A 19,096-nucleotide genomic window follows, 5' to 3' on the forward strand; every position below is an offset into this window, starting at 1 on the left:
CGTGCACCCGATGTCCTGGTGCAGGATGGGGACATGATCTCGACCGACGCCGCGCTCGCCCTGCGCGAGGCCGGGCTCGTCTGGCACCCGGCATCCGGAGACCGTTTTCAGCTCAACGAGCCGGAGTTCGAGGCCGACATCTTCACCGTCAGCGAGATGACGGTCGAACCGCGTCGGTATCCGACCGGCACGATCCTCGCGTTCAACGGCACGACCGAATGGGCGCTCGACTCCGTCGCGCTCGACGAGGCGCTGTGGCTTCCTCGCGAGGACCAGCTGCGCGAGATGCTGCGCGGCGGATTCCGGAGCCTGCGCCGGCTCGCCGACACCCACCGTGTGGAGATCGAGTTCGCCGGCGAGGAGCTGGCGTTCGAGCATCCGCAGCCCGAGGACGCCTACGCGGCAGCGGTGCTCGCGATGCTGCGACGCGTCAACGACTGAGCGGTCGGTACCGCAGAACCAGCCTCACGTGATCGTGTGGACGGGCTCGGTGTCGGGTATCGGTGACGAGTCGCGCCCGCGGAGATCGGGGAACCACTGCACGCAGGTCGCGGCGACGATCAGGCCGGCCGCCGCGAACAGCGTCGCGGCGACGTAGGCGCCCTGGGGGCCGACACCGTCGATGAGGAATCCCGCGATGGCCGAACCCGCGGCCGCTCCGATGAGCTGGCCGGTACCGATCCAGCCGTAGGCCTCCGCCGTCTCGCTGAACTTCACGCTCGCCGAGGTGATGGCGAACATGACCGCCAGCGCCGGCGCGATACCGATGCCCGCGACCAGGAGCGAGCCGCCGAGCCACCACGCGTTGAGCGAGAAGATCGTCGCCGCGAGCCCGACGGTGACGATGAGGAAGCGGCGAGCCATGGCCCAGCGCCCGATCGGGATGTGACCGAACGACAGGCCGCCCGCCAGACTGCCGACGGCGAACACCGCGAGCACGATGCCGGACTCGAGTCCGCCGTGACCGAACGAGGCGACGACGCCCGCTTCGACCGCGGAGCACGCGCCGATGAGGAGGAACCCGGTCGCGGTCGCGAGCATGACCGGTGGCTTCAGCAGCACACGGCCCAGGCTGCGCCGGCTGCGCGGGATGCGGACGCGGCCGAGCTCGGGGGAGGAGATGAACCACGCACCGCCGCCGATGAGGATGACGACGACGAGCAGCAGCCCCGGCACGGTACCGGCCTGCAGCGCCACGAAGGTGATGAGCACCGGCGCGATGATCCAGATGATCTCCTGCAGCGACGCGTCGAGCGAGAAGAGCGGTGTGAGCTGCCGCGAGGTGACCATCTTGGGGTAGATCGTGCGCACGGCCGACTGCACCGGCGGGGTCGACAGGCCCGCGATGAGGCCGAGTGTCATGTAGACCCACAGCGGGACGTCGAGCACCGCGAGCAGGCCGATCGCCGCCGCGCAGACGGCGAGCGTCAGCGTCAGCACGCGCCGCATGCCCCAGACGCCCATCCATCGACTCGTCACCGGGCCGGCGATCGCCTGTCCGACTGAGGTGGCCGCCAGGACCAGACCGGCGGACCCGTAGGACCCGGTCACGTGCTCGATGTGGAGCAGGATGGCGAGGCTCGTCATCCCGCTCGGAAAGCGCGCGGTCAACTGTGCGGCGATGATGCGCGCGACACCCGGTGTGCGCAGCAGTTCTCCGTATCCCGCCACCCCTCAACGGTAGCGATTCCCGGGGCTCCTCGGCGACGTTCGGTCGAGCATCGCCGCGACACGCCCGCGACACGCCGAAGCGACGAGATCGGTCCGAATCGGATGTCGGTGGGTCGGTCTACCGTCCGACCTGTGGACAGACTGCGCGAGCACCTCGACGAAGCGCGGAATCACGCGTCGAACCGGGCTTCGACCGATCTCGCGATCTGTGGATGAAACGGTGGACAAGATGTGTTGTACCTGGGGAGAGCGGTGCAAAACTACAGACTTGTAACTACTACCCCTTGTGGTGCCCCCCGATGTCGGCACCCATATGTAGTATTGAGGTCCCGGCGGGTTCTCAGCCGGAGATGCGTAAGAAGCGAAGGGAAACCACACTCGACATGGCGATCACGGTCTACACCAAGCCCTCCTGCGTGCAGTGCAACGCGACGTACCGTGCGCTGGACTCCAAGGGCATCGAATACGACGTCCTCGACCTCTCCGAGGACCCGGCGGCACTCGAGCGCGTCAAGTCGCTCGGCTACCTGCAGGCCCCCGTCGTCATCACCGACGAGGACCACTGGTCGGGCTTCCGTCCCGACAAGATCGACGAGCTGGCCGCTCGCTTCGCCTGAGCCATGAGCGCGGCGGTCGCGACGCGGGCGCCTCTGCTCGTGTACTTCTCGAGCGTCTCCGGCAACACCGCGCGATTCATCGACAAGCTCGGACTGCCGGCGCTCCGCATCCCCCTTCACTCCTCACCGACGCCCCTCGTCATGACCGAGCCCTTCGTGCTCGTCACCCCTACCTACGGCGGGGGACAGGGGCGCGGCGAGGAGAAGGGTGCGGTGCCCAAGCAGGTCGTTCGCTTCTTGAACGATGTGCGCAACCGCACCCTGCTCCGTGGAGTCATCTCCACCGGCAACACGAATTTCGGCGAGTCGTACTGCCTCGCCGGCGACATCATCAGCCGCAAGTGCTCCGTGCCGCACTTGGACAAGGTGGAACTGTTCGGCACGCCCGAAGACGTCGAGCGCGTGAGCGCAGGATTGGAACGATGGTGGAATCAGCACTGGAAACAGCCTTGACCGATAACGGCTTCAAGGTCGACGCGCGCTTCGACGGGCTCGACTACCACGCCCTCAACGCGATGCTCAACCTCTACGGCGCGGACGGCAAGATCCAGTTCGACGCCGACAAGCGCGCGGCGCGGGAGTACTTCCTCCAGCACGTCAACCAGAACACGGTCTTCTTCCACTCCCTCAAGGAGCGTCTCGACTACCTCGTCGAGAAGGAGTACTACGAGCCCAAGGTCATCGAGAAGTACTCGCTCGAGTTCATTCAGAAGCTCAACGACTTCGCCTACGGCAAGAAGTTCCGCTTCGAGACCTTCCTCGGCGCGTTCAAGTACTACACGAGCTACACGCTGAAGACCTTCGACGGCAAGCGTTATCTCGAGCGCTTCGAGGACCGCGTCGTGATGACCGCCCTCGGTCTCGCCGACGGTGACGAGAACCTCGCGATGCAGCTCGTCGACGAGATCATCTCGGGTCGTTTCCAGCCCGCCACCCCGACGTTCCTCAACACCGGCAAGGCGCAGCGCGGCGAGCTCGTGTCGTGCTTCCTGCTCCGCATCGAAGACAACATGGAGTCGATCGCCCGCGGCATCAACTCCGCCCTGCAGCTCTCGAAGCGCGGCGGCGGCGTGGCTCTGCTGCTGTCGAACATCCGCGAGGCCGGTGCTCCGATCAAGCAGATCGAGAACCAGTCGTCGGGCATCATCCCCGTCATGAAGCTGCTCGAAGACAGCTTCAGCTACGCCAACCAGCTCGGCGCGCGCCAGGGCGCCGGCGCGGTGTACCTCTCGGCGCACCACCCCGACATCCTGAAGTTCCTCGACACCAAGCGCGAGAACGCCGACGAGAAGATCCGCATCAAGACGCTGTCGCTGGGTGTCGTCATCCCCGACATCACCTTCGAGCTCGCCAAGAACGGCGAGGACATGTACCTGTTCTCGCCCTACGACGTCGAGAAGGTCTACGGCGTTCCGTTCGGCGACATCTCGGTCACCGAGAAGTACCGCGAGATGGTCGACGACGCGCGCATCAAGAAGACGAAGATCAACGCGCGCGAGTTCTTCCAGACACTCGCCGAGATCCAGTTCGAGTCGGGCTACCCGTACATCATGTTCGAGGACACGGTGAACAAGGCCAACCCGATCAAGGGCCGGATCAACATGTCGAACCTGTGCTCGGAGATCCTCCAGGTCAACACCCCGACGACGTACAACGAAGACCTCTCGTACGCCCAGATCGGTAAGGACATCTCCTGCAACCTGGGGTCGATGAACATCGCGCTCGCGATGGACGGCAAGGACCTCGCCCAGACGGTCGAGACCAGCATCCGTGCCCTCACCGCGGTCAGTGACCAGAGCCACATCGCCTCGGTCCGCTCGATCGAGGACGGCAACGACCGTTCGCACGCGATCGGGCTCGGACAGATGAACCTGCACGGCTACCTGGCGCGCGAGCACGTCCACTACGGCTCCGAAGAGGGCCTGGACTTCACGAACATCTACTTCTACACGGTGCTGTTCCACGCGCTGCGGGCCTCGAACAAGATCGCGATCGAGCGCGGCACGTACTTCGAGGGCTTCCCCGACTCGACCTACGCGTCGGGCGAGTTCTTCGACAAGTACATCGAGCAGGAGTGGATGCCGCAGACCGACAAGGTGAAGGGTCTGTTCGACGGCATCCACATCCCCACGCAGGACGACTGGCGCGAGCTGAAGGCATCCATCCAGCAGCACGGCATCTACAACCAGAACCTGCAGGCGGTGCCCCCGACCGGCTCGATCTCGTACATCAACAACTCGACGTCGTCGATCCACCCGATCGCGTCGAAGATCGAGATCCGCAAGGAAGGCAAGCTCGGCCGCGTCTACTACCCGGCGCCGTTCATGACGAACGACAACCTCGAGTACTACGAGGACGCGTACGAGATCGGCTACGAGAAGGTCATCGACACCTACGCCGCCGCGACCCAGCACGTCGACCAGGGTCTGTCGCTCACGCTGTTCTTCAAGGACACCGCGACCACGCGCGACATCAACAAGGCCCAGATCTACGCCTGGCGCAAGGGCATCAAGACGATCTACTACATCCGCCTGCGGCAGATGGCGCTCGAGGGCACCGACATGTCCGAGTGCGTCAGCTGCATGCTGTGACGGATGCCGGAACCCGAACCAGGAACTGAAGCGAAATGACTCCCGAACCGCTCAAGCTCGTCGACCACGTGCAGGCGATCAACTGGAACCGCATCCAGGACGACAAGGACCTCGAGGTCTGGAACCGTCTGGTGAACAACTTCTGGCTGCCCGAGAAGGTGCCGCTGTCGAACGACATCCAGTCGTGGAACACGCTGACGCCCGACGAGCAGACGCTCACCATGCGCGTGTTCACGGGGCTGACGCTCCTCGACACGATCCAGGGCACCGTCGGCGCCGTCTCGCTCATCCCCGATGCGATCACCCCGCACGAGGAGGCCGTCTACACGAACATCGCGTTCATGGAGTCGGTGCACGCGAAGAGCTACTCGTCGATCTTCTCGACGCTCGCCTCGACGCCCGAGATCGACGACGCGTTCCGCTGGTCGGTCGAGAACCCGAACCTTCAGAAGAAGGCCTCGATCGTCATGGACTACTACCGTGGCGACGAGCCACTCAAGCGCAAGGTCGCCTCGACCCTGCTCGAGTCGTTCCTCTTCTACTCGGGGTTCTACCTGCCGCTGCACTGGTCGGCGAAGGCGAAGCTGACGAACACCGCCGACATCATCCGCCTCATCATTCGTGACGAGGCCGTGCACGGCTACTACATCGGCTACAAGTTCCAGAAGGGCTACGAGCAGCTCTCGCAGGCCGAGCGCGACGAGATCAAGGACTACACGTTCTCGCTGCTCTACGAGCTCTACGACAACGAGGTGCAGTACACGCAGGACCTCTACGACGCCGTCGGCCTGACCGAGGACGTCAAGAAGTTCCTGCACTACAACGCCAACAAGGCGCTGATGAACCTCGGATTCGAGGCGATGTTCCCCGCCACGGTCACCAACGTGAACCCGGCGATCCTGTCGGCCCTGTCGCCGAACGCAGACGAGAACCACGACTTCTTCTCGGGGTCGGGCTCGTCGTACGTCATCGGCAAGGCCGAGGCCACCGAAGACGAGGACTGGGACTTCTAAGCTGACTCGCGCACGAAAGTGGCGCGTGTGACGGGATCGCTCCGGCGGTTCCCGGCGCACGCGCCACTTTTTCGTTGACGCCGCGCCGTGCCCACGCATAGGGTTGCGAGGCTGCGCCACGAGGCACGGCATCACCGGAGGAACGACATGACCATGCGCAACGAGCGCCTGATCGCAGCGGACCTGGACCAGTTCCAGCTCCGCAATGAGTCGTACCCTCCGGTGCGAGACGTCTGACCCGCCACTGTCAGCACGCCCCGCACCGCACAGGTCCGGGGCGTTCGTGTGTTCCTCTCCATGCGCCCGTTCCCGGACCGTCATCACAAGGAAAGGAACCATGGAGAAGCTCTCGAACAGGCTGCTGTCGTGGGCGAGCATCATCGACGAGAAGACCCTCGATCAGGCTCGCACCGCGTCTGGCATGCCGTTCATCCACCCGCATCTGGCGCTCATGCCCGATGCGCACCTCGGCAAGGGGGCGACCGTCGGGTCGGTCATCCCGACGCTCGGGGCGATCATGCCGGCTGCCGTCGGCGTCGACATCGGGTGCGGCATGATCGCCGTCCGCACGCAGTTCACGAAGTCGCAGCTGCTCGGCCGCGACCTGGGTACGCTGCGCGAGCAGATCGAGCGGGCGATTCCGCTGTCGGCCGGTCGCGACAACCGCAAGGTCGTCGCGACCGCCGAGCCGCGCATCGCCGAGCTGGAGGAGCTCGCCGAGAAGCACGAGTTCGACCCCGCGCGCTACGCCGGGCACTGGCGCAACCAGCTCGGGTCGCTCGGCTCGGGCAACCACTTCATCGAGGTGTCGGTCGACGAGACCGACGCGGTGTGGATGTTCCTGCATTCCGGCTCGCGGGGAGTGGGCAACAGAATCGCGACGCACCACATCGGCGTCGCTCAGCGGCTCGCGAAGCAGTGGTGGATCGACCTGCCCGATCCCGACCTGGCGTACCTCGTCGAGGGCACGGAGGAGTTCCGGCGCTACATCCGCGAGCTCCGGTGGGCGCAGCACTTCGCGCTCCTGAACCGCGAGGAGATGATGGACCGCGTCGCCCGTCAGCTGTCCGAGACGATGGGCGCCGACGTCGACGAGCTCGAGCGCATCAACTGCCACCACAACTTCACCGAGAGCGAGAAGCACTTCGGCAAGCAGGTGTGGGTGTCGCGCAAGGGCGCGATTCAGGCGGATGCCGGCCGGCCCGGCCTCATCCCGGGATCCATGGGCACGGCGTCGTACGTCGTCTCGGGGCTCGGCAACCCGCTGTCACTGAACTCGTCGCCGCACGGGGCAGGGCGGGAGTACTCGCGGTCGGCCGCGCGCCGAACCTTCACGCACGACCAGCTGCGTGAGGCCATGGTGGGCATCGAGTTCCGCGACACGGATGCCTTCATCGACGAGATCCCGCAGGCCTACAAGCCGATCGATCGCGTCATGGCGGATGCCGCCGACCTCGTCGAGGTGCGGCACACGCTGCGTCAGCTGGTCAACGTGAAAGGCGATTGACCCGCATCCCCATCGGAGGAGAAAAGCGTGTCGGAGGGTGGCTTCCCGGAGCCCGCCCTCCGACACGCGGACGCCCGGGGGTCAGGCGTCGCCCTACGGGAACGCCGGCGCCCACACCGTCGCTTACGCTGACGACATGAACTCCGAGACCCGCCACCGGCCCGGATACCCCGTGCGCTCGAAGGCTCTCCTCGAGCAATGGCTGGCCGACTATCTCGCGACCGGGCCGCGGACGTCGTCGTCGTTCAAGGTCGCCATCCAAGACGAGTCTCTCGGCAAAGACACCGGTCTTGTGATCATGGTTCCGTTCGGGACGCCGGCAGAGGTCTACATGCAACCTGCGGGACCCGACCGGGCTGAGTGGGTGATCACGCTCACGGGGCGGGATGAAGACCTGACGGTCAGTCCGCAGCGGCTGGCCGGCTTCGCGGCCGAACTGCGCGTCGCGAGCGATCTGTGTGCGTACCTGCAGTTCCGGTCGATCGAGTGGGACCGGATGTCGGGCATGGGGTGAGAGCTCCGCTGCTGGCTCGATCAACGCGCCTCTCCTACGAGCTGGCTGCCTGAACCGCGGCGACCGCCTCGGCCGGCGATCCGTGGAACGCCGGTCCGTGTCCCGGCAGCACCCATGCGGCTGGCAGGCCGGCAATGCGGTCGAGCGAGGCGATCGCCTCGGCGGGGTCATCGCTGAAGGGCGCCGGGCCGGGGCCGGTGCGCCCGGTCAGCACGTGCCGAGTTGTCAGCGCGTCGCCCACGAAGATGGCTGCGGCGGCGGGGGAGTACACGGCGATACTGCCCGGGGAGTGGCCCGGCATGTCGATGACGCGCGGTTCGCCGGGCAGCGGCAGGACGTCCCCGCCGGAGACCTCCTCGACGGCGGTCAGCCACTGCGGCCGCATCCCCTTTCGCGCGCCGTAGGCGGCGAACTGCAGAAGGGGACCGAGACGGACGGGACCGAGCGGGGTCTTGGGCTTCTCGCCGCCGCGCGCGCGAGCGGCATCCGCAGCGTGGACGTAGACGGGAACGCCCTGCTCGCGCCGCAGCCGCTCCGCGAAGCCGACGTGGTCGCTGTCGCCGTGAGTGAGGACCACACCGCGGATGTCGTCGAGGGTGCGCCCGATGCCGGCCAGCTCTCGTCGCAGGTCGCGATGAAAGCCGGGCAGGCCGGCGTCGACGACGGTGATGCCTTCGGCCGTGACGATGAGGTAAGCGGCGACGATGTCGTTGCCGATCCGATGGAGTGAAGGAGTGAGTTGCATGATGTCCTCGGGTCATGGCTAATGCGTGTAGCCATGATAGCTTATGACCGTAGCTTTGGGAGGGGCGATGCCGACACCGGAACGAACAACGCTCGTGAGCATCATCGACGCGGCAACGGCGCTGCTCGAAAGCGGAGGTGTCTCTGCAGTGACTATGCAGGCGGTGGCTCAGGCGGTCGGGGTGAAGGCGCCGTCGCTCTACAAACGCGTGCGTGACCGTGAAGCCCTTCTGGCTCTCGTCGGTGGCGCGGCTGCGGACGACCTGACGAAACGTCTCGACGCGGCATCCGGCAGTCTCGAAGAGATGCTCGGCGCCTTCCGGCGCTTCGGGCGTGAGCGCCCCGAGGCGTTCCGCCTGCTCTTCACGAGCACCGTCGATCCCGACAAGCTCGCGGCGACGAGCGCGCCGGTTCTTCGAGCCACGACCGCCGCGGTCGGTGCCGGCCACGCCCTCGATGCCGCGCGGTTGCTGACCGCGTGGGCGACGGGCTTCGTCACGATGGAGCTCGCCGGCGCGTTCCGACTCGGCGGGGATCTCGACGAGGCCTACGCCTACGGCGTCGCGCACCTGGTCGGCTCGCTGCGCGGCTGACGCGCCCCGGGCTGTGCGTGCGCCCCGCGCTTCCGTCCACGCGGAGAAAAGCATGTCGGAGGGTGGCTTTCAGGAGCCCGCCCTCCGACATGCAGAGGCCCTCCGGTCAGGCGTCGCCCTGGCCGATGTCGGCGGCCTCGGCGATCGCGGTCTCGTGCGGGCGGCCGAGGTGGCGCAGCGTACGGCCTGCGGCGGCGAGGATCGCGATCGCGACGACGAGCGCGGCGACACCGAGCCAGTACGGCGCACTCGGGGTGATCGCGGCGGCGAGGGGGCCTGCCACGGCGGGAGCGATCGCGCCACCGATGAAGCGCACGCCCGAGTAGGTGCCGCTCGCGACGTTCCGGGGCAGGTCGGTGGCCTCCATGACGGCCTCGGTCAGCGCTGTGTTGAGCACGCCGAGGAACAGGCCGGCGACGATGACAGTGACGATGAGCACGGTGGCGCTGTCGATGCCGATCGCGAGGACGGCTTCGGCGACGGCCAGCAGCCCGAGCATCGTGAAGAGCACGGGGCGCAGGCCCAGCCGGCGGGTCAGCAGGGGAGCTGCGAGCACCGAGGTGAGCGCCACGGCGAGTCCCCAGCCGAAGAAGACGAGGCCGAGCTCGTGAGCTCCGAACGTCATCCCGGCCTGCGCCGCGGCGGACTCGATCGGGTACGGGCTGTAGGCCAGAAGCACGAAGAACGCGACGTTGTAGAAGAACGCCGTCAGTGACAGGGTCAGCAGGGCCGGGTTGCGCAGCGCACGGAACGACGCGAGAAGCGACACCTTCGCCGGCGCTGCAGCTCCGGCAGCGGGTGCGGGGGAGCGGAACACGACGAGGATCGCGAGGAGCGCGATGGCCATGAGCGCCGCGGTCCCGAAGAAGGGGCCGCGCCACGACAGCTCGCCGAGCGCGCCGCCGAGGAGCGGTCCGACCGCGAGGCCGATGCCGAGGGATGCCTCGTACAGCACGATCGCCTGACGGCTTCCGCCGCTTGCGGCCCCGACGATGGCGGCCAGCGCCGTCGCGATGAAGAGCGCGTTGCCGATTCCCCAACCGGCGCGGAATCCGATGATCTCGACCACGCCACCGGAGAGGCCTGCGGCCGCAGCGAAGACGACGATGAGGGCGAGCCCCAGCAGCAGGGTCTTCTTCACGCCGAGTCTCGACGACACCCAGCTGGCGAAGAGCATGACGATGCCGGTGATGAAGAGGTAGCTGGTGAACAGGAGCATCGTCTCGGACGGCGTCGCATCCAGCTCGCGGCTGATCGCCGGGAGGATCGGATCGACCAGGCCGATGCCCATGAACGACACCGTGCAGGCGAAGGCGATCGCCCATACCGCGACGGGTTGGCGCCAGATCGACGCCTTCGCGGTCTCGGCTGTCGCCTTCGTCTGATCGCCGGTCGCGGACCGTTCTGTTTTCGTCGCGCTCGTCACGCGCACCTTCCTCTCGTCGGAGTCTGTCGGGGTCATTGCAGTTCCGGCTCCTCGAGCAGCGCGGCGAGAACCTCGGCCGCGCGCGCGAGAGCCGACCGGTCGGCGTCGCTGAGCCGCGACCACGCCGGCGCGGTCACCTCCAGCGCTTGCGAGCGGAACGCCTCGAACTGGCGCCGCCCCTCGTCGGTGATCGACACGAGCGAGGCCCGGCCGTCCTCGGGGTCGGGTGCACGATCCACGAGGCCCTCCGCTTCCATCCGGCGAACCAGCGTCGTCATGGTCGGCTGGCTCACGCGCTGCCACTCGGCGAGGTCGCTGACCCGTGTGGGGCCGAGCTCGTCGAGGGCGGCGAGCGCACGCCAGGTTCCTGCGGCGGCGGACGTCTCGACTCGGCGGGCCACAGCCCGGTTGAACCGGCTCGACGCCGACATCAGGCGGATAGGGGAGTCGGGCAACTGCATAGCTTCACTATACAACATGCATAGGCTGGCTATGTAAAACGTCGCGCTCCCGAGAATGACGAAGCCCCCGGCATCCTCCTCGCGAGAGAGGATGCCGGGGGCTTTCGCGTGGCGTCAGCGGCCGCCGTTGATCAGTCCGAGCCATTGACCGAACGGCTTCTCGCCGCGGATGTCGGTGTGTTGCTCGTCCTGCTCTTCGTTCGTGATCATGGTGACCTCCCCGCTTCTTCCGTGGAACTCATCATGAACATCCGCTCGCGTCGACGCTCGGTCCTTGACGAACGGCGCGCGGCGCGTTAGGGGTGCGACACAGCTTTTCTGGCGGCTATCACCCGCACGAGTGAGCCCCCGCCTCCTACAATCGTGACCGTGTCGGAAACTCCTGCCCTCACGCGCGAGCCGCGCTTCAGCCCGGTCATCGCGCTCATCGCCGTCTCGGCGTCGTGGGAAGGCCGGCTCTCCGCAGCCCTGCGCGACCTCGGCCTCTCCACCCGCAAGTTCGGCCTGCTCGGGCACATCGGCTCGGAGCCGGGTATCTCGTTCTCGGAGCTCGCGCGTCGCTCGCACATCACGGTGCAATCCGCGCACACCGCCGTCCGCACCCTCGTCGACGAGGGGCTCGTCGCCGATGCGACGGCGCACGCAGGCTCGGCGTCCGACCTGCGCATCACGGCCAAGGGCATCGCGGTCATGGAGCAGGCTCACCAGCGGCTGCTCGAGCTCGATGCCACGCTGAGCGACAACATGCCGGGCCTGGCGGCCTCGATGGACGGCATCCGTGCAGGAATCGTCTAGGTCGGCTGGATAGGGTTCGGGGGTGTTCCGAACACCGTCGACCGCATTCCGTTCGCTCGCGATCGCCGAGGCCGTCTCGTGGACGCTGCTGATCCTCGGCTTGATTCTCCGCACAGCGCTCGACCTGCCGGTCGCCGTGACGATCGGCGGCGGCATCCACGGCTTCGTCTTCCTCTGCTATGGCGCGACCGCCGTGCTCGTCGCCTGGAACAACCGGTGGTCGATCGTCCCGACGATCTGCGCCGTCGGCGCCGCCGTGGTCCCCTATGCGACCGTGCCGACCGAGATCGTGCTGCGCCGGCGCGGCCTTCTCGAGGGGGAGTGGCGGACCGAGGCGACCGACGACCCGCGCGACCGGCGCGCGGTCGACCGGTTCCTGCGATGGTTCGTCCGCCGTCCCGTGGTGCTGGCGATGATCCTCGCGATCGGCATCATCGCCGCATACGTCGTGCTGCTGGTGATCGGACCGCCCGGACGGGCGTAACGTGATCGGATGCCGCGCACCGTTGCCCGCCTCGCCCTCGCCGCTCTGCTGATCGCGGCGGGAGCGGCGCATCTGACCGTCCTCCGACGCGGCTATCGCATCGCGGTCCCGGACTGGGCGCCGCGGCTGCTGCGCACCGATAAAGACATGATCGTCGTGGCCAGCGGTGCGGTCGAGATGATGCTCGGCGCCGGGCTCGTCGCGCTACCACGCGAACGCCGTCGCATCGCCGCGGCGATCGCCGCCTTCTTCGTCGCCGTGTTCCCGGGCAACGTGCACCAGTGGCGCACCGGTGCGTCGGCTCCCGGACTCGACACCGATGCGCGGCGCTTCGGCCGACTCTTCCTCCAGCCCGTGCTCGTCGCGTGGGCGCTGTGGGCGGGCGGCACCGACATCCCCGGGCGGTCCCGCTAAGGGCGCAACAGTCCGACACGGAATTTCTCGTGGCGGTCCCACGTTTGGTTGCCTGTCATGGTGAGTACATCCGCATCCGCAGCAGCATCCGTCTCCTCGGCTGAGTCCGACTACCGAGCTTGGGCGGCTTTCCGCCGGGAGTCGGTCGCGGCCCCGCAGGGATCCCTCGCCCTCGTGCTCACGCACTGGTCGGCTCCGGGCGAGCCCGCCGTCGACGACGAGACTGCGCGCGCCGGGCATCCGGTCGATGCGCTGCTCACCCGTCTGCAGCGAACCGACATCGAGACCGGTCTTCCGCAGGAGGGCTACCGCATCTGGCGGCAGGACTCGCCCGCGAACGAAGCGTTCGAAGACATCGAGCGCTGGGAGTACGACCCGGCCTGGGTGATCGAGGGCCGCTTCGAGCTCGTCGATGAAGACCGGGTGGTCCCCTTCGAGCACATCAAGGACGGCGGCGCGACGCGCGGCCTCCCGGTCTCGGGCGACCTGGTCTTCGAGATCGACGGCACCGAGTACCGACTCGCCGCTTTCGACACCAACTACGGCGGTCCGAAGCTGCACCTCGTCTTCGGCGACCAGACCAACGGCGCCGAGTCCTACGGTGCCGGCCGGTTCCTCTTCCTCGACCACCCGGGCGCGACCGGCGACCTGGCCACCGGTGACAGCACGCCGGTCACGGTCGACTTCAACCGGGCCGTCGTCCCGCCGTGCGGCTTCTCGAACCAGATGAACTGCCCCCTGCCGCCGCTGCAGAACCGTCTGCCCTTCCCGGTTCGCGCCGGTGAGAAGAAGGTCCGGTTCGCCGGCGACTTCTCGCTCTGATCTCCTTCCTGCAACACCCGAAACGGCGGAGCGCCCGCACCTCGCTCCGCCGCCCCCTCCACACAGCAAAGGAACACCCGTGACTTCACGCGGCTTCTCCCGGATCGTCGCCGCCACCGCGGCTGCGACGGCCGGTCTTCTCGTCCTGGCCGGATGCTCCGGATCCGCAGACCCGGCCGGTTCGGCCGGCGCGAGCGACCCGAACGCCGAGATCGTCGTCGGATCGCAGAACGAGCCGACCAACCTCGATCAGATCTTCGGCGGCTCGTCGGGCGTCACCGAGGTCTTCACAGGCAACGTGTACGAGGGTCTGTTCCGGATCACCGACGACGCCCAGGTCGAGCCGCTGCTGGCCGCGGAGACCAGCGTGTCGGCAGACGGTCTCGTCTACACGTTCACCCTTGAGGACGCCACCTTCCACTCGGGCAAGGAGCTGACCGCCGCCGATGTGAAGTACAGCCTGGAGCGGTTCGTCGGCGACGAGTCGATCGCGGCGCGCAAGCGCCAGTTGAGCGTCATCGACACCGTCACGGCGGTCGACGACAAGACCGTCGAGGTGACCCTCTCGCAGCCGTCGATCAGCTTCACCTACAACCTCGGCTACGTCTGGATCGTCAACGAGGATGCCGGCGACCTGACGGCCACCGCCGACGGCACCGGGCCCTACGAGCTCGGCGACTATCGAAAGGGCGACTCGATCACCCTCGACGTCAACGACTCCTACTGGGGCGCCGCGCCTAAGAACGGCGGGGTCGTCTACCAGTACTACGCCGACCCGACGGCCCTGAACAACGCCCTGACGACCGGTGCGGTCGACCTCGTCACGAGCCAGTCGAACCCCGACAGCATCGCGGAGTTCGAGGCCGCCGGCTTCCAGATCATCGAGGGCACCTCGACGACGAAGGAGCTGCTGGCGTTCAACGACCGGATCGCTCCGTTCAACGACGCGCGCGTGCGCAAGGCGATCTACTCCGCGATCGACCGCGAGAAGCTGCTCGATGCGATCTGGGACGGCCGCGGCGAACTCATCGGATCGATGGTGCCGCCCTCCGAGCCCTGGTACATCGATCTGGCCGACAACAACCCCTACGACCCGGCGCTGTCGGAGAAGCTGCTCGCCGAGGCCGGTCAGTCCGGCGGGTTCACGTTCACGGTCGACACCCCCGACTCGGGCGTCCACTCGACGGTCGCGGAGTTCCTCAAGTCGGAGCTGGCGAAGGTCGGCATCACGTTGAACATCAACATCATCACCGACGACGAGTGGTACCAGAAGGTCTACACCGAGAAGAACTTCGAGGCGACGCTGCAGGGCCACGTCAACGACCGCGACATCAACTTCTACGGCAACCCCGACTTCTACTGGGGCTACGACAACGCCGACGTGCAGACCTGGCTGGCCGACTCGGAGGCCGCGGCATCCGTCGATGAGCAGACCGAACTGATCAAGAAGGCGAACCAGCAGATCTCGGACGACGCAGCCAGCGTCTGGCTCTACCTCAACCCGCAGCTGCGCATCGCGGCCGAAGGCGTGTCGGGCGTGCCCAAGAATGGACTGAACTCGCTGTTCTACGTGTCCGACATCACGAAGGCCTGATCTCCATCACCCGGTATCTGATCCGACGGACAGGATTGCTGCTGCTGGCGTTCGCGCTGGCGGTGGTGATCCTGTTCGTCGTGCTGCGCGTTCTCGGCAACCCGGTCTTCGCTCTCATCTCGGTGGGGGCGACGGACGCCGAGATCGCGGCCGCCGCCGCGCGGCTGGGCGTCGACCGGCCGATCCCGGAGCAGTTCCTGGCCTATCTCGGCCAGCTCGCGAGCTTCGACCTGGGGCGATCGTTCACCAACAACCTTCCCGTCGGCGACGAGATCCTGCGCCGGCTCAACGTCACGCTGCCCCTGACCCTCATCGCGTTCACGCTGTCGGTGCTGATCGCGGTGCCGGTGGGGTTCATCGCGGCGTGGAAGGCGCGCACCTGGTACGGAACCGCCTTCTCGGCCGTGTCGCAGCTCGGCGGCGCGATTCCCGTCTTCTGGGTCGGCATCCTGCTCGTCGCGGTGTTCGCGCTGAACTGGCGATTGCTGCCGGCGGGCGGCTTCCCGCGGCGCGACTGGGAGGACCCCGGGGCCGCGCTCGTGTCACTCACGCTTCCGGTGCTCACGATCGCGATCGTGGCGGGCAGCGATCTCGCACGTTACGTCCGCAGCGCGACGCTCGACGTGCTCGGCCAGCAGTATCTGCGCGCGGCTCGGGCCACGGGGCAGAGCTTCGCCACGGCCATCTGGCGTCACGGCGTGCGAAACGCCGTCGTCCCGTTGATCTCGATCCTCGCGATCCAGCTGTCGACGACCTTCGTCGGCGCGGTCATCATCGAGCGGGTCTTCGCGCTCCCCGGTCTCGGCGACATGCTGCTGGTCGGCATCAAGGAGCAGGACTTCCCGAGCGTCCAGGGGGTGCTGCTCTTCTCGACCGCCCTCGTGCTTCTGCTCGGTTTCGCCGCAGACATCGTGCAGCGCATCATCGACCCGCGACTGCGCGACACGATCTCGGGCAATCGCAGAGCGAGGGCGGCGGCATGACGGCAACGACCCTTCCCGACACGGGCACCGTCCCGGCGACGCGGCCCACCCGGCCCCGCCGCCGACGCTCGATCAACCTCGCCGTCGGCGGCATCCTGTTCGGCGCCATCGCGGTGATCGGCCTGATCTCGCTGCTGTGGACCCCGTTCACCTTCGACGACACCAGCGGCGGCCGGCTGCAACCGCCGTCCGCCGAGCACTGGGCCGGCACCGACCGTCTCGGCCGCGACCTGTTCACGCAGCTCATGATCGGAGCGCGGCTGGCCCTCACCGTCGGGTTCGGATCGGTGCTGATCGCGGCGATCGTCGGCATCGGTCTCGGGCTTCTCGCCGCCGTCGCACGCCGATGGGTGGACGACGCCCTCACGAGCCTGCTCGACATCGCCATCGCCTTCCCGACCCTGCTGCTGGCGATGCTGATCGTCGCCTGGCGCGGGGCATCGGTCGATTCGGCGATCCTCGCGATCGGCCTCGCCGGCTCGGCGGTGATCGCCCGGCTCACGCGCATCGCCGCGACGCGCGTCCTCGCGATGGACTACGTCACTGCTGCGCGGACCTCGGGCACGGGCAGGCTGGGCATCGTGTTCCGGCACGTGCTGCGCAACGTCTGGCCCACCCTCATCGTGCCGCTGGCACTCCAGTTCGGCGGAGCGGTCGGTGCGGAGGCGTCGCTGTCGTACCTCGGGCTCGGCTCCCCGCCGCCGAACGCCTCGTGGGGCCGGATGCTGGAGGAGGCGCAGAGCACCGTGCTCGTCGCCCCGACCGCGGCGATCCTCCCCGGCGTCCTGCTGGTCGCCTTCATCATCGGCGCGAACCTGCTGGCCGACGGCCTGCGCGACATCGCCGATCCGACCGCGAGGAGCATCGGATGACCGCCGCGCTGACCGCATCCGGTCTCGGCGTGCGGCTGGGTGACGACCGCACGCTCGTGCACGGCGTCGACGTGACGCTCGAACCCGGCGAACGCCTGGGCATCATCGGCGAGTCCGGCTCGGGCAAGTCGCTGACCGCCCTCGCGATGCTCGGCCTGCTCGCGTACCCGCTGACGCCGTTCGGATCGGCGACGATCGCGACCGCCGAGGGCGAGGTGGAGGTCGTCGGAACCCCGTCGCGCCGCCTCGATCGGGTGCGGGGCCGGACGATCTCAGCGGTCTTCCAAGAGCCGCTGGCCTCGCTCGATCCGCTCATGCGCGTTGGCAAGCAGCTGGCCTGGCCGCTCGCGAAGCACCGCGGGCTGGCCGGAGACGCGCTGCGGCGCGGCGTGCTCGATGCCCTGACAGATGTTCAGCTGCCCGACCCGGAGCGCATCGCACGGTCGTTCATCCACGAGATCTCCGGGGGCCAGCGGCAGCGCGTCGCGATCGCCCTCGCCCTGGCGGCGGGCCCGAGCATCCTCATCGCCGATGAGCCGACGACCGCGCTCGACGTCACCGTGCAGGCCGGCATCCTCGATCTGCTCCAGCGTGAGGTGACGGAGCGGGGGATGACGCTGCTGTTCATCAGCCACGATCTGCCGGTCGTCTCGCAGATCGCCGACCGCGTGCTCGTCATGCGTGACGGGCGTCAGGTCGAGCTCGGCGACACGGCGCAGCTGCTCCGGTCGCCCCGGCAGGAGTACACCGCGCAGCTGGTCGCCGCCTCGCGCGCTCTCGACGACTTCCTGCCGGCGAAGGGAACCCGATGACGGCCGACGGTCACGCGAAACTCGCGCTCGAGCACGTCGACTTCGCCTACGGTCGCGGAGCGGCCGTGCTCCACGATGTCTCGCTCTCGCTCGCGCCCGGCGAGACGGTCGGACTCGTGGGGGAGTCGGGCGCGGGGAAGACATCCGTTCTCCGCCTGCTGCTGGGCCTGGCGACACCGACATCGGGTCGCGCTCTCTTCGACGGCGCACCGCTTCGCGTCGGCGACCGCGCGCAGATGCGGTCGCTGCGCCGCGCCGTGCAGCCGGTCTACCAGGACCCGTTCTCGTCGCTCGACCCCCGCATGACGGTGGGGCAGTCCATCGCCGAACCGCTGCGGTCCCTCGGTATCACCCGCGACCGGAGTCGCATCGACGCGCGGGTCGGCGAGCTGCTCACGGCCGTCGACCTCGACGTGGACGCTGCGTCCCGCTACCCGGACGCGTTCTCGGGCGGGCAGCGCCAACGCATCGCGATCGCCCGTGCCCTCGCGCCTCGCCCCCGTCTGCTTCTGGCGGACGAGCCGGTGAGCGCTCTCGACACGTCGGTGCGCATGCACGTCATCGAGCTGTTCCAGCGGCTCGCCGCGGAGCAGGGCATCGGCATGCTGCTGGTCTCGCACGACCTGACGATCGTGTCGGCGCTGTGCGAGCGCATGACGGTGCTCCGCGCCGGTCGCGTCGTGGAGGAGGGGCCGACGTCTCAGCTGCTCACGTCGCCCCGCGACGAGTACACCGCGCAGCTCGTGGCCGCCGTGCCCCGGCTTCCCGCGGAATGACGGGGATCTGCGACCGCGACACGCCCGGGATGTCGCGCCGCTTTGCCAGGATGCCGGGAGCCGCGTAACTTATTACTTGTTCGCCCCACAGGGAAGAGCGAGAGGGCCGGAAGGTCCCGCCTCCCTCAAGCGGAGAACAACCCGAAACAGACGCTTCCGAGCGTCGCAGGTCCAAGACCTGCCACAGGGTCCCCACCACACCTCACAACCGAGTCGGTCTCCGGCCCTGGTTATGAACAGGCCAAGGGTGGGGTATGGTTGTGAAGTTGCCCTCTGGGCTGGCTGTGAGGTCAGTTGGGGGAGCGTCCGATCCTTGAGAACTCAACAGCGTGCACTTGTCAAATGCCAAATAACCTCGACTCCACTTCGGTGGGGTGAGATTCCTTTGGATCAAAGACCTCCTCTTC

Annotated in this window: 21 protein-coding genes; 17 read left to right on the forward strand and 4 right to left on the reverse strand. The window is 67.7% G+C overall.

The features are described from left to right. The first annotated feature begins 33 nt into the window (after positions 1–33). Complete coding sequence (locus tag C3481_RS12075; RefSeq protein WP_023954605.1) at positions 34–441, forward strand: hypothetical protein; 408 nt, start codon at positions 34–36, stop codon at positions 439–441. Positions 442–465: 24 nt separating this feature from the next. Here C3481_RS12075 and C3481_RS12080 read toward each other — a convergent pair whose 3' ends face one another. After that, a complete protein-coding gene (locus C3481_RS12080; protein WP_023954604.1) occupies positions 466–1,671 on the reverse strand; it encodes an MFS transporter in 1,206 nt (401 codons plus the stop codon). 383 nt (positions 1,672–2,054) lie between these two features. Here C3481_RS12080 and nrdH point away from each other — a divergent pair, with 383 nt between their 5' ends. The 6 genes from nrdH (at position 2,055) to C3481_RS12110 (ending at position 7,913) form a co-directional block, all read left to right on the forward strand. Further along, positions 2,055–2,288 carry a glutaredoxin-like protein NrdH gene (nrdH, locus tag C3481_RS12085; RefSeq protein ID WP_023954603.1) on the forward strand — a complete coding sequence of 78 codons (234 nt, stop codon included), beginning with the start codon at positions 2,055–2,057 and terminating at the stop codon, positions 2,286–2,288. A gap of 3 nt (positions 2,289–2,291) precedes the next feature. Continuing rightward, entirely contained in the window at positions 2,292–2,741 is a 450-nt protein-coding gene (gene nrdI, locus C3481_RS12090) for a class Ib ribonucleoside-diphosphate reductase assembly flavoprotein NrdI (protein WP_103842516.1), read from the forward strand. Beyond that, the gene (nrdE, locus tag C3481_RS12095; protein WP_064954922.1) at positions 2,711–4,879 is read left to right on the forward strand and encodes a class 1b ribonucleoside-diphosphate reductase subunit alpha; all 2,169 of its coding nucleotides are present in this window, start codon (positions 2,711–2,713) and stop codon (positions 4,877–4,879) included. The genes nrdI and nrdE overlap by 31 nt, the downstream gene beginning before the upstream one ends. Positions 4,880–4,914: 35 nt before the next feature. Beyond that, entirely contained in the window at positions 4,915–5,892 is a 978-nt protein-coding gene (gene nrdF / locus C3481_RS12100; RefSeq protein WP_023954600.1) for a class 1b ribonucleoside-diphosphate reductase subunit beta, read from the forward strand. Positions 5,893–6,229: 337 nt separating this feature from the next. Continuing rightward, positions 6,230–7,399 (forward strand): RtcB family protein, encoded by a 1,170-nt coding sequence (locus tag C3481_RS12105; protein ID WP_023954599.1) that lies wholly within the window; start codon positions 6,230–6,232, stop codon positions 7,397–7,399. A gap of 136 nt (positions 7,400–7,535) precedes the next feature. Further along, positions 7,536–7,913: a hypothetical protein gene (locus C3481_RS12110; protein ID WP_137750438.1), complete on the forward strand. Its 378-nt coding sequence runs from the start codon at positions 7,536–7,538 to the stop codon at positions 7,911–7,913. A gap of 34 nt (positions 7,914–7,947) precedes the next feature. Here C3481_RS12110 and C3481_RS12115 read toward each other — a convergent pair whose 3' ends face one another. Continuing rightward, positions 7,948–8,658, reverse strand: coding sequence for an MBL fold metallo-hydrolase (locus C3481_RS12115; RefSeq protein WP_071917971.1), 711 nt, complete (start codon positions 8,656–8,658; stop codon positions 7,948–7,950). Positions 8,659–8,752: 94 nt separating this feature from the next. Between C3481_RS12115 and C3481_RS12120 the strand changes: the two genes are divergently transcribed. Continuing rightward, complete coding sequence (locus C3481_RS12120; protein ID WP_237049171.1) at positions 8,753–9,250, forward strand: TetR/AcrR family transcriptional regulator; 498 nt, start codon at positions 8,753–8,755, stop codon at positions 9,248–9,250. A gap of 106 nt (positions 9,251–9,356) precedes the next feature. On the opposite strand, the gene C3481_RS12125 is transcribed toward C3481_RS12120, so the two are convergent. Together C3481_RS12125 and C3481_RS12130 are read right to left on the reverse strand one after the other, a co-directional pair. After that, positions 9,357–10,712: an MFS transporter gene (locus C3481_RS12125; protein ID WP_023954595.1), complete on the reverse strand. Its 1,356-nt coding sequence runs from the start codon at positions 10,710–10,712 to the stop codon at positions 9,357–9,359. Further along, entirely contained in the window at positions 10,709–11,137 is a 429-nt protein-coding gene (locus C3481_RS12130) for a MarR family winged helix-turn-helix transcriptional regulator (protein ID WP_064954916.1), read from the reverse strand. Before C3481_RS12130 ends, C3481_RS12125 begins: the two co-directional genes overlap by 4 nt. 369 nt (positions 11,138–11,506) lie before the next feature. On the opposite strand from C3481_RS12130, the gene C3481_RS12135 reads away from it, so the two are divergent. The 9 genes from C3481_RS12135 (at position 11,507) to C3481_RS12175 (ending at position 18,689) form a co-directional block, all read left to right on the forward strand. After that, positions 11,507–11,932, forward strand: a complete 426-nt coding sequence (locus C3481_RS12135; RefSeq protein WP_081731878.1) for a MarR family winged helix-turn-helix transcriptional regulator — start codon at positions 11,507–11,509, stop codon at positions 11,930–11,932. 22 nt (positions 11,933–11,954) lie between these two features. Beyond that, positions 11,955–12,416: a DUF3817 domain-containing protein gene (locus tag C3481_RS12140; protein ID WP_023954592.1), complete on the forward strand. Its 462-nt coding sequence runs from the start codon at positions 11,955–11,957 to the stop codon at positions 12,414–12,416. 9 nt (positions 12,417–12,425) lie between these two features. Next, positions 12,426–12,830: a hypothetical protein gene (locus C3481_RS12145; protein WP_071917972.1), complete on the forward strand. Its 405-nt coding sequence runs from the start codon at positions 12,426–12,428 to the stop codon at positions 12,828–12,830. A gap of 57 nt (positions 12,831–12,887) precedes the next feature. Further along, positions 12,888–13,652 (forward strand): DUF1684 domain-containing protein, encoded by a 765-nt coding sequence (locus tag C3481_RS12150; protein WP_103842518.1) that lies wholly within the window; start codon positions 12,888–12,890, stop codon positions 13,650–13,652. Between the two features lie 79 nt (positions 13,653–13,731). Beyond that, on the forward strand, positions 13,732–15,246 hold the full coding sequence (locus tag C3481_RS12155; protein WP_258039108.1) for an ABC transporter substrate-binding protein: 1,515 nt from the start codon (positions 13,732–13,734) through the stop codon (positions 15,244–15,246). A 20-nt stretch (positions 15,247–15,266) separates the two neighbouring features. Beyond that, positions 15,267–16,229, forward strand: a complete 963-nt coding sequence (locus C3481_RS12160) for an ABC transporter permease (RefSeq protein WP_308457284.1) — start codon at positions 15,267–15,269, stop codon at positions 16,227–16,229. After that, entirely contained in the window at positions 16,226–17,101 is an 876-nt protein-coding gene (locus C3481_RS12165; RefSeq protein WP_103842520.1) for an ABC transporter permease, read from the forward strand. Before C3481_RS12160 ends, C3481_RS12165 begins: the two co-directional genes overlap by 4 nt. Then, positions 17,098–17,913, forward strand: coding sequence for an ABC transporter ATP-binding protein (locus C3481_RS12170; protein ID WP_103842522.1), 816 nt, complete (start codon positions 17,098–17,100; stop codon positions 17,911–17,913). Before C3481_RS12165 ends, C3481_RS12170 begins: the two co-directional genes overlap by 4 nt. Further along, positions 17,910–18,689: an ABC transporter ATP-binding protein gene (locus C3481_RS12175; RefSeq protein ID WP_103842524.1), complete on the forward strand. Its 780-nt coding sequence runs from the start codon at positions 17,910–17,912 to the stop codon at positions 18,687–18,689. Before C3481_RS12170 ends, C3481_RS12175 begins: the two co-directional genes overlap by 4 nt. Positions 18,690–19,096 lie beyond the last annotated feature (407 nt).

The organism is Microbacterium sp. Ru50, assembly GCF_002920555.1.
Lineage (GTDB): Bacteria > Actinomycetota > Actinomycetes > Actinomycetales > Microbacteriaceae > Microbacterium > Microbacterium arborescens.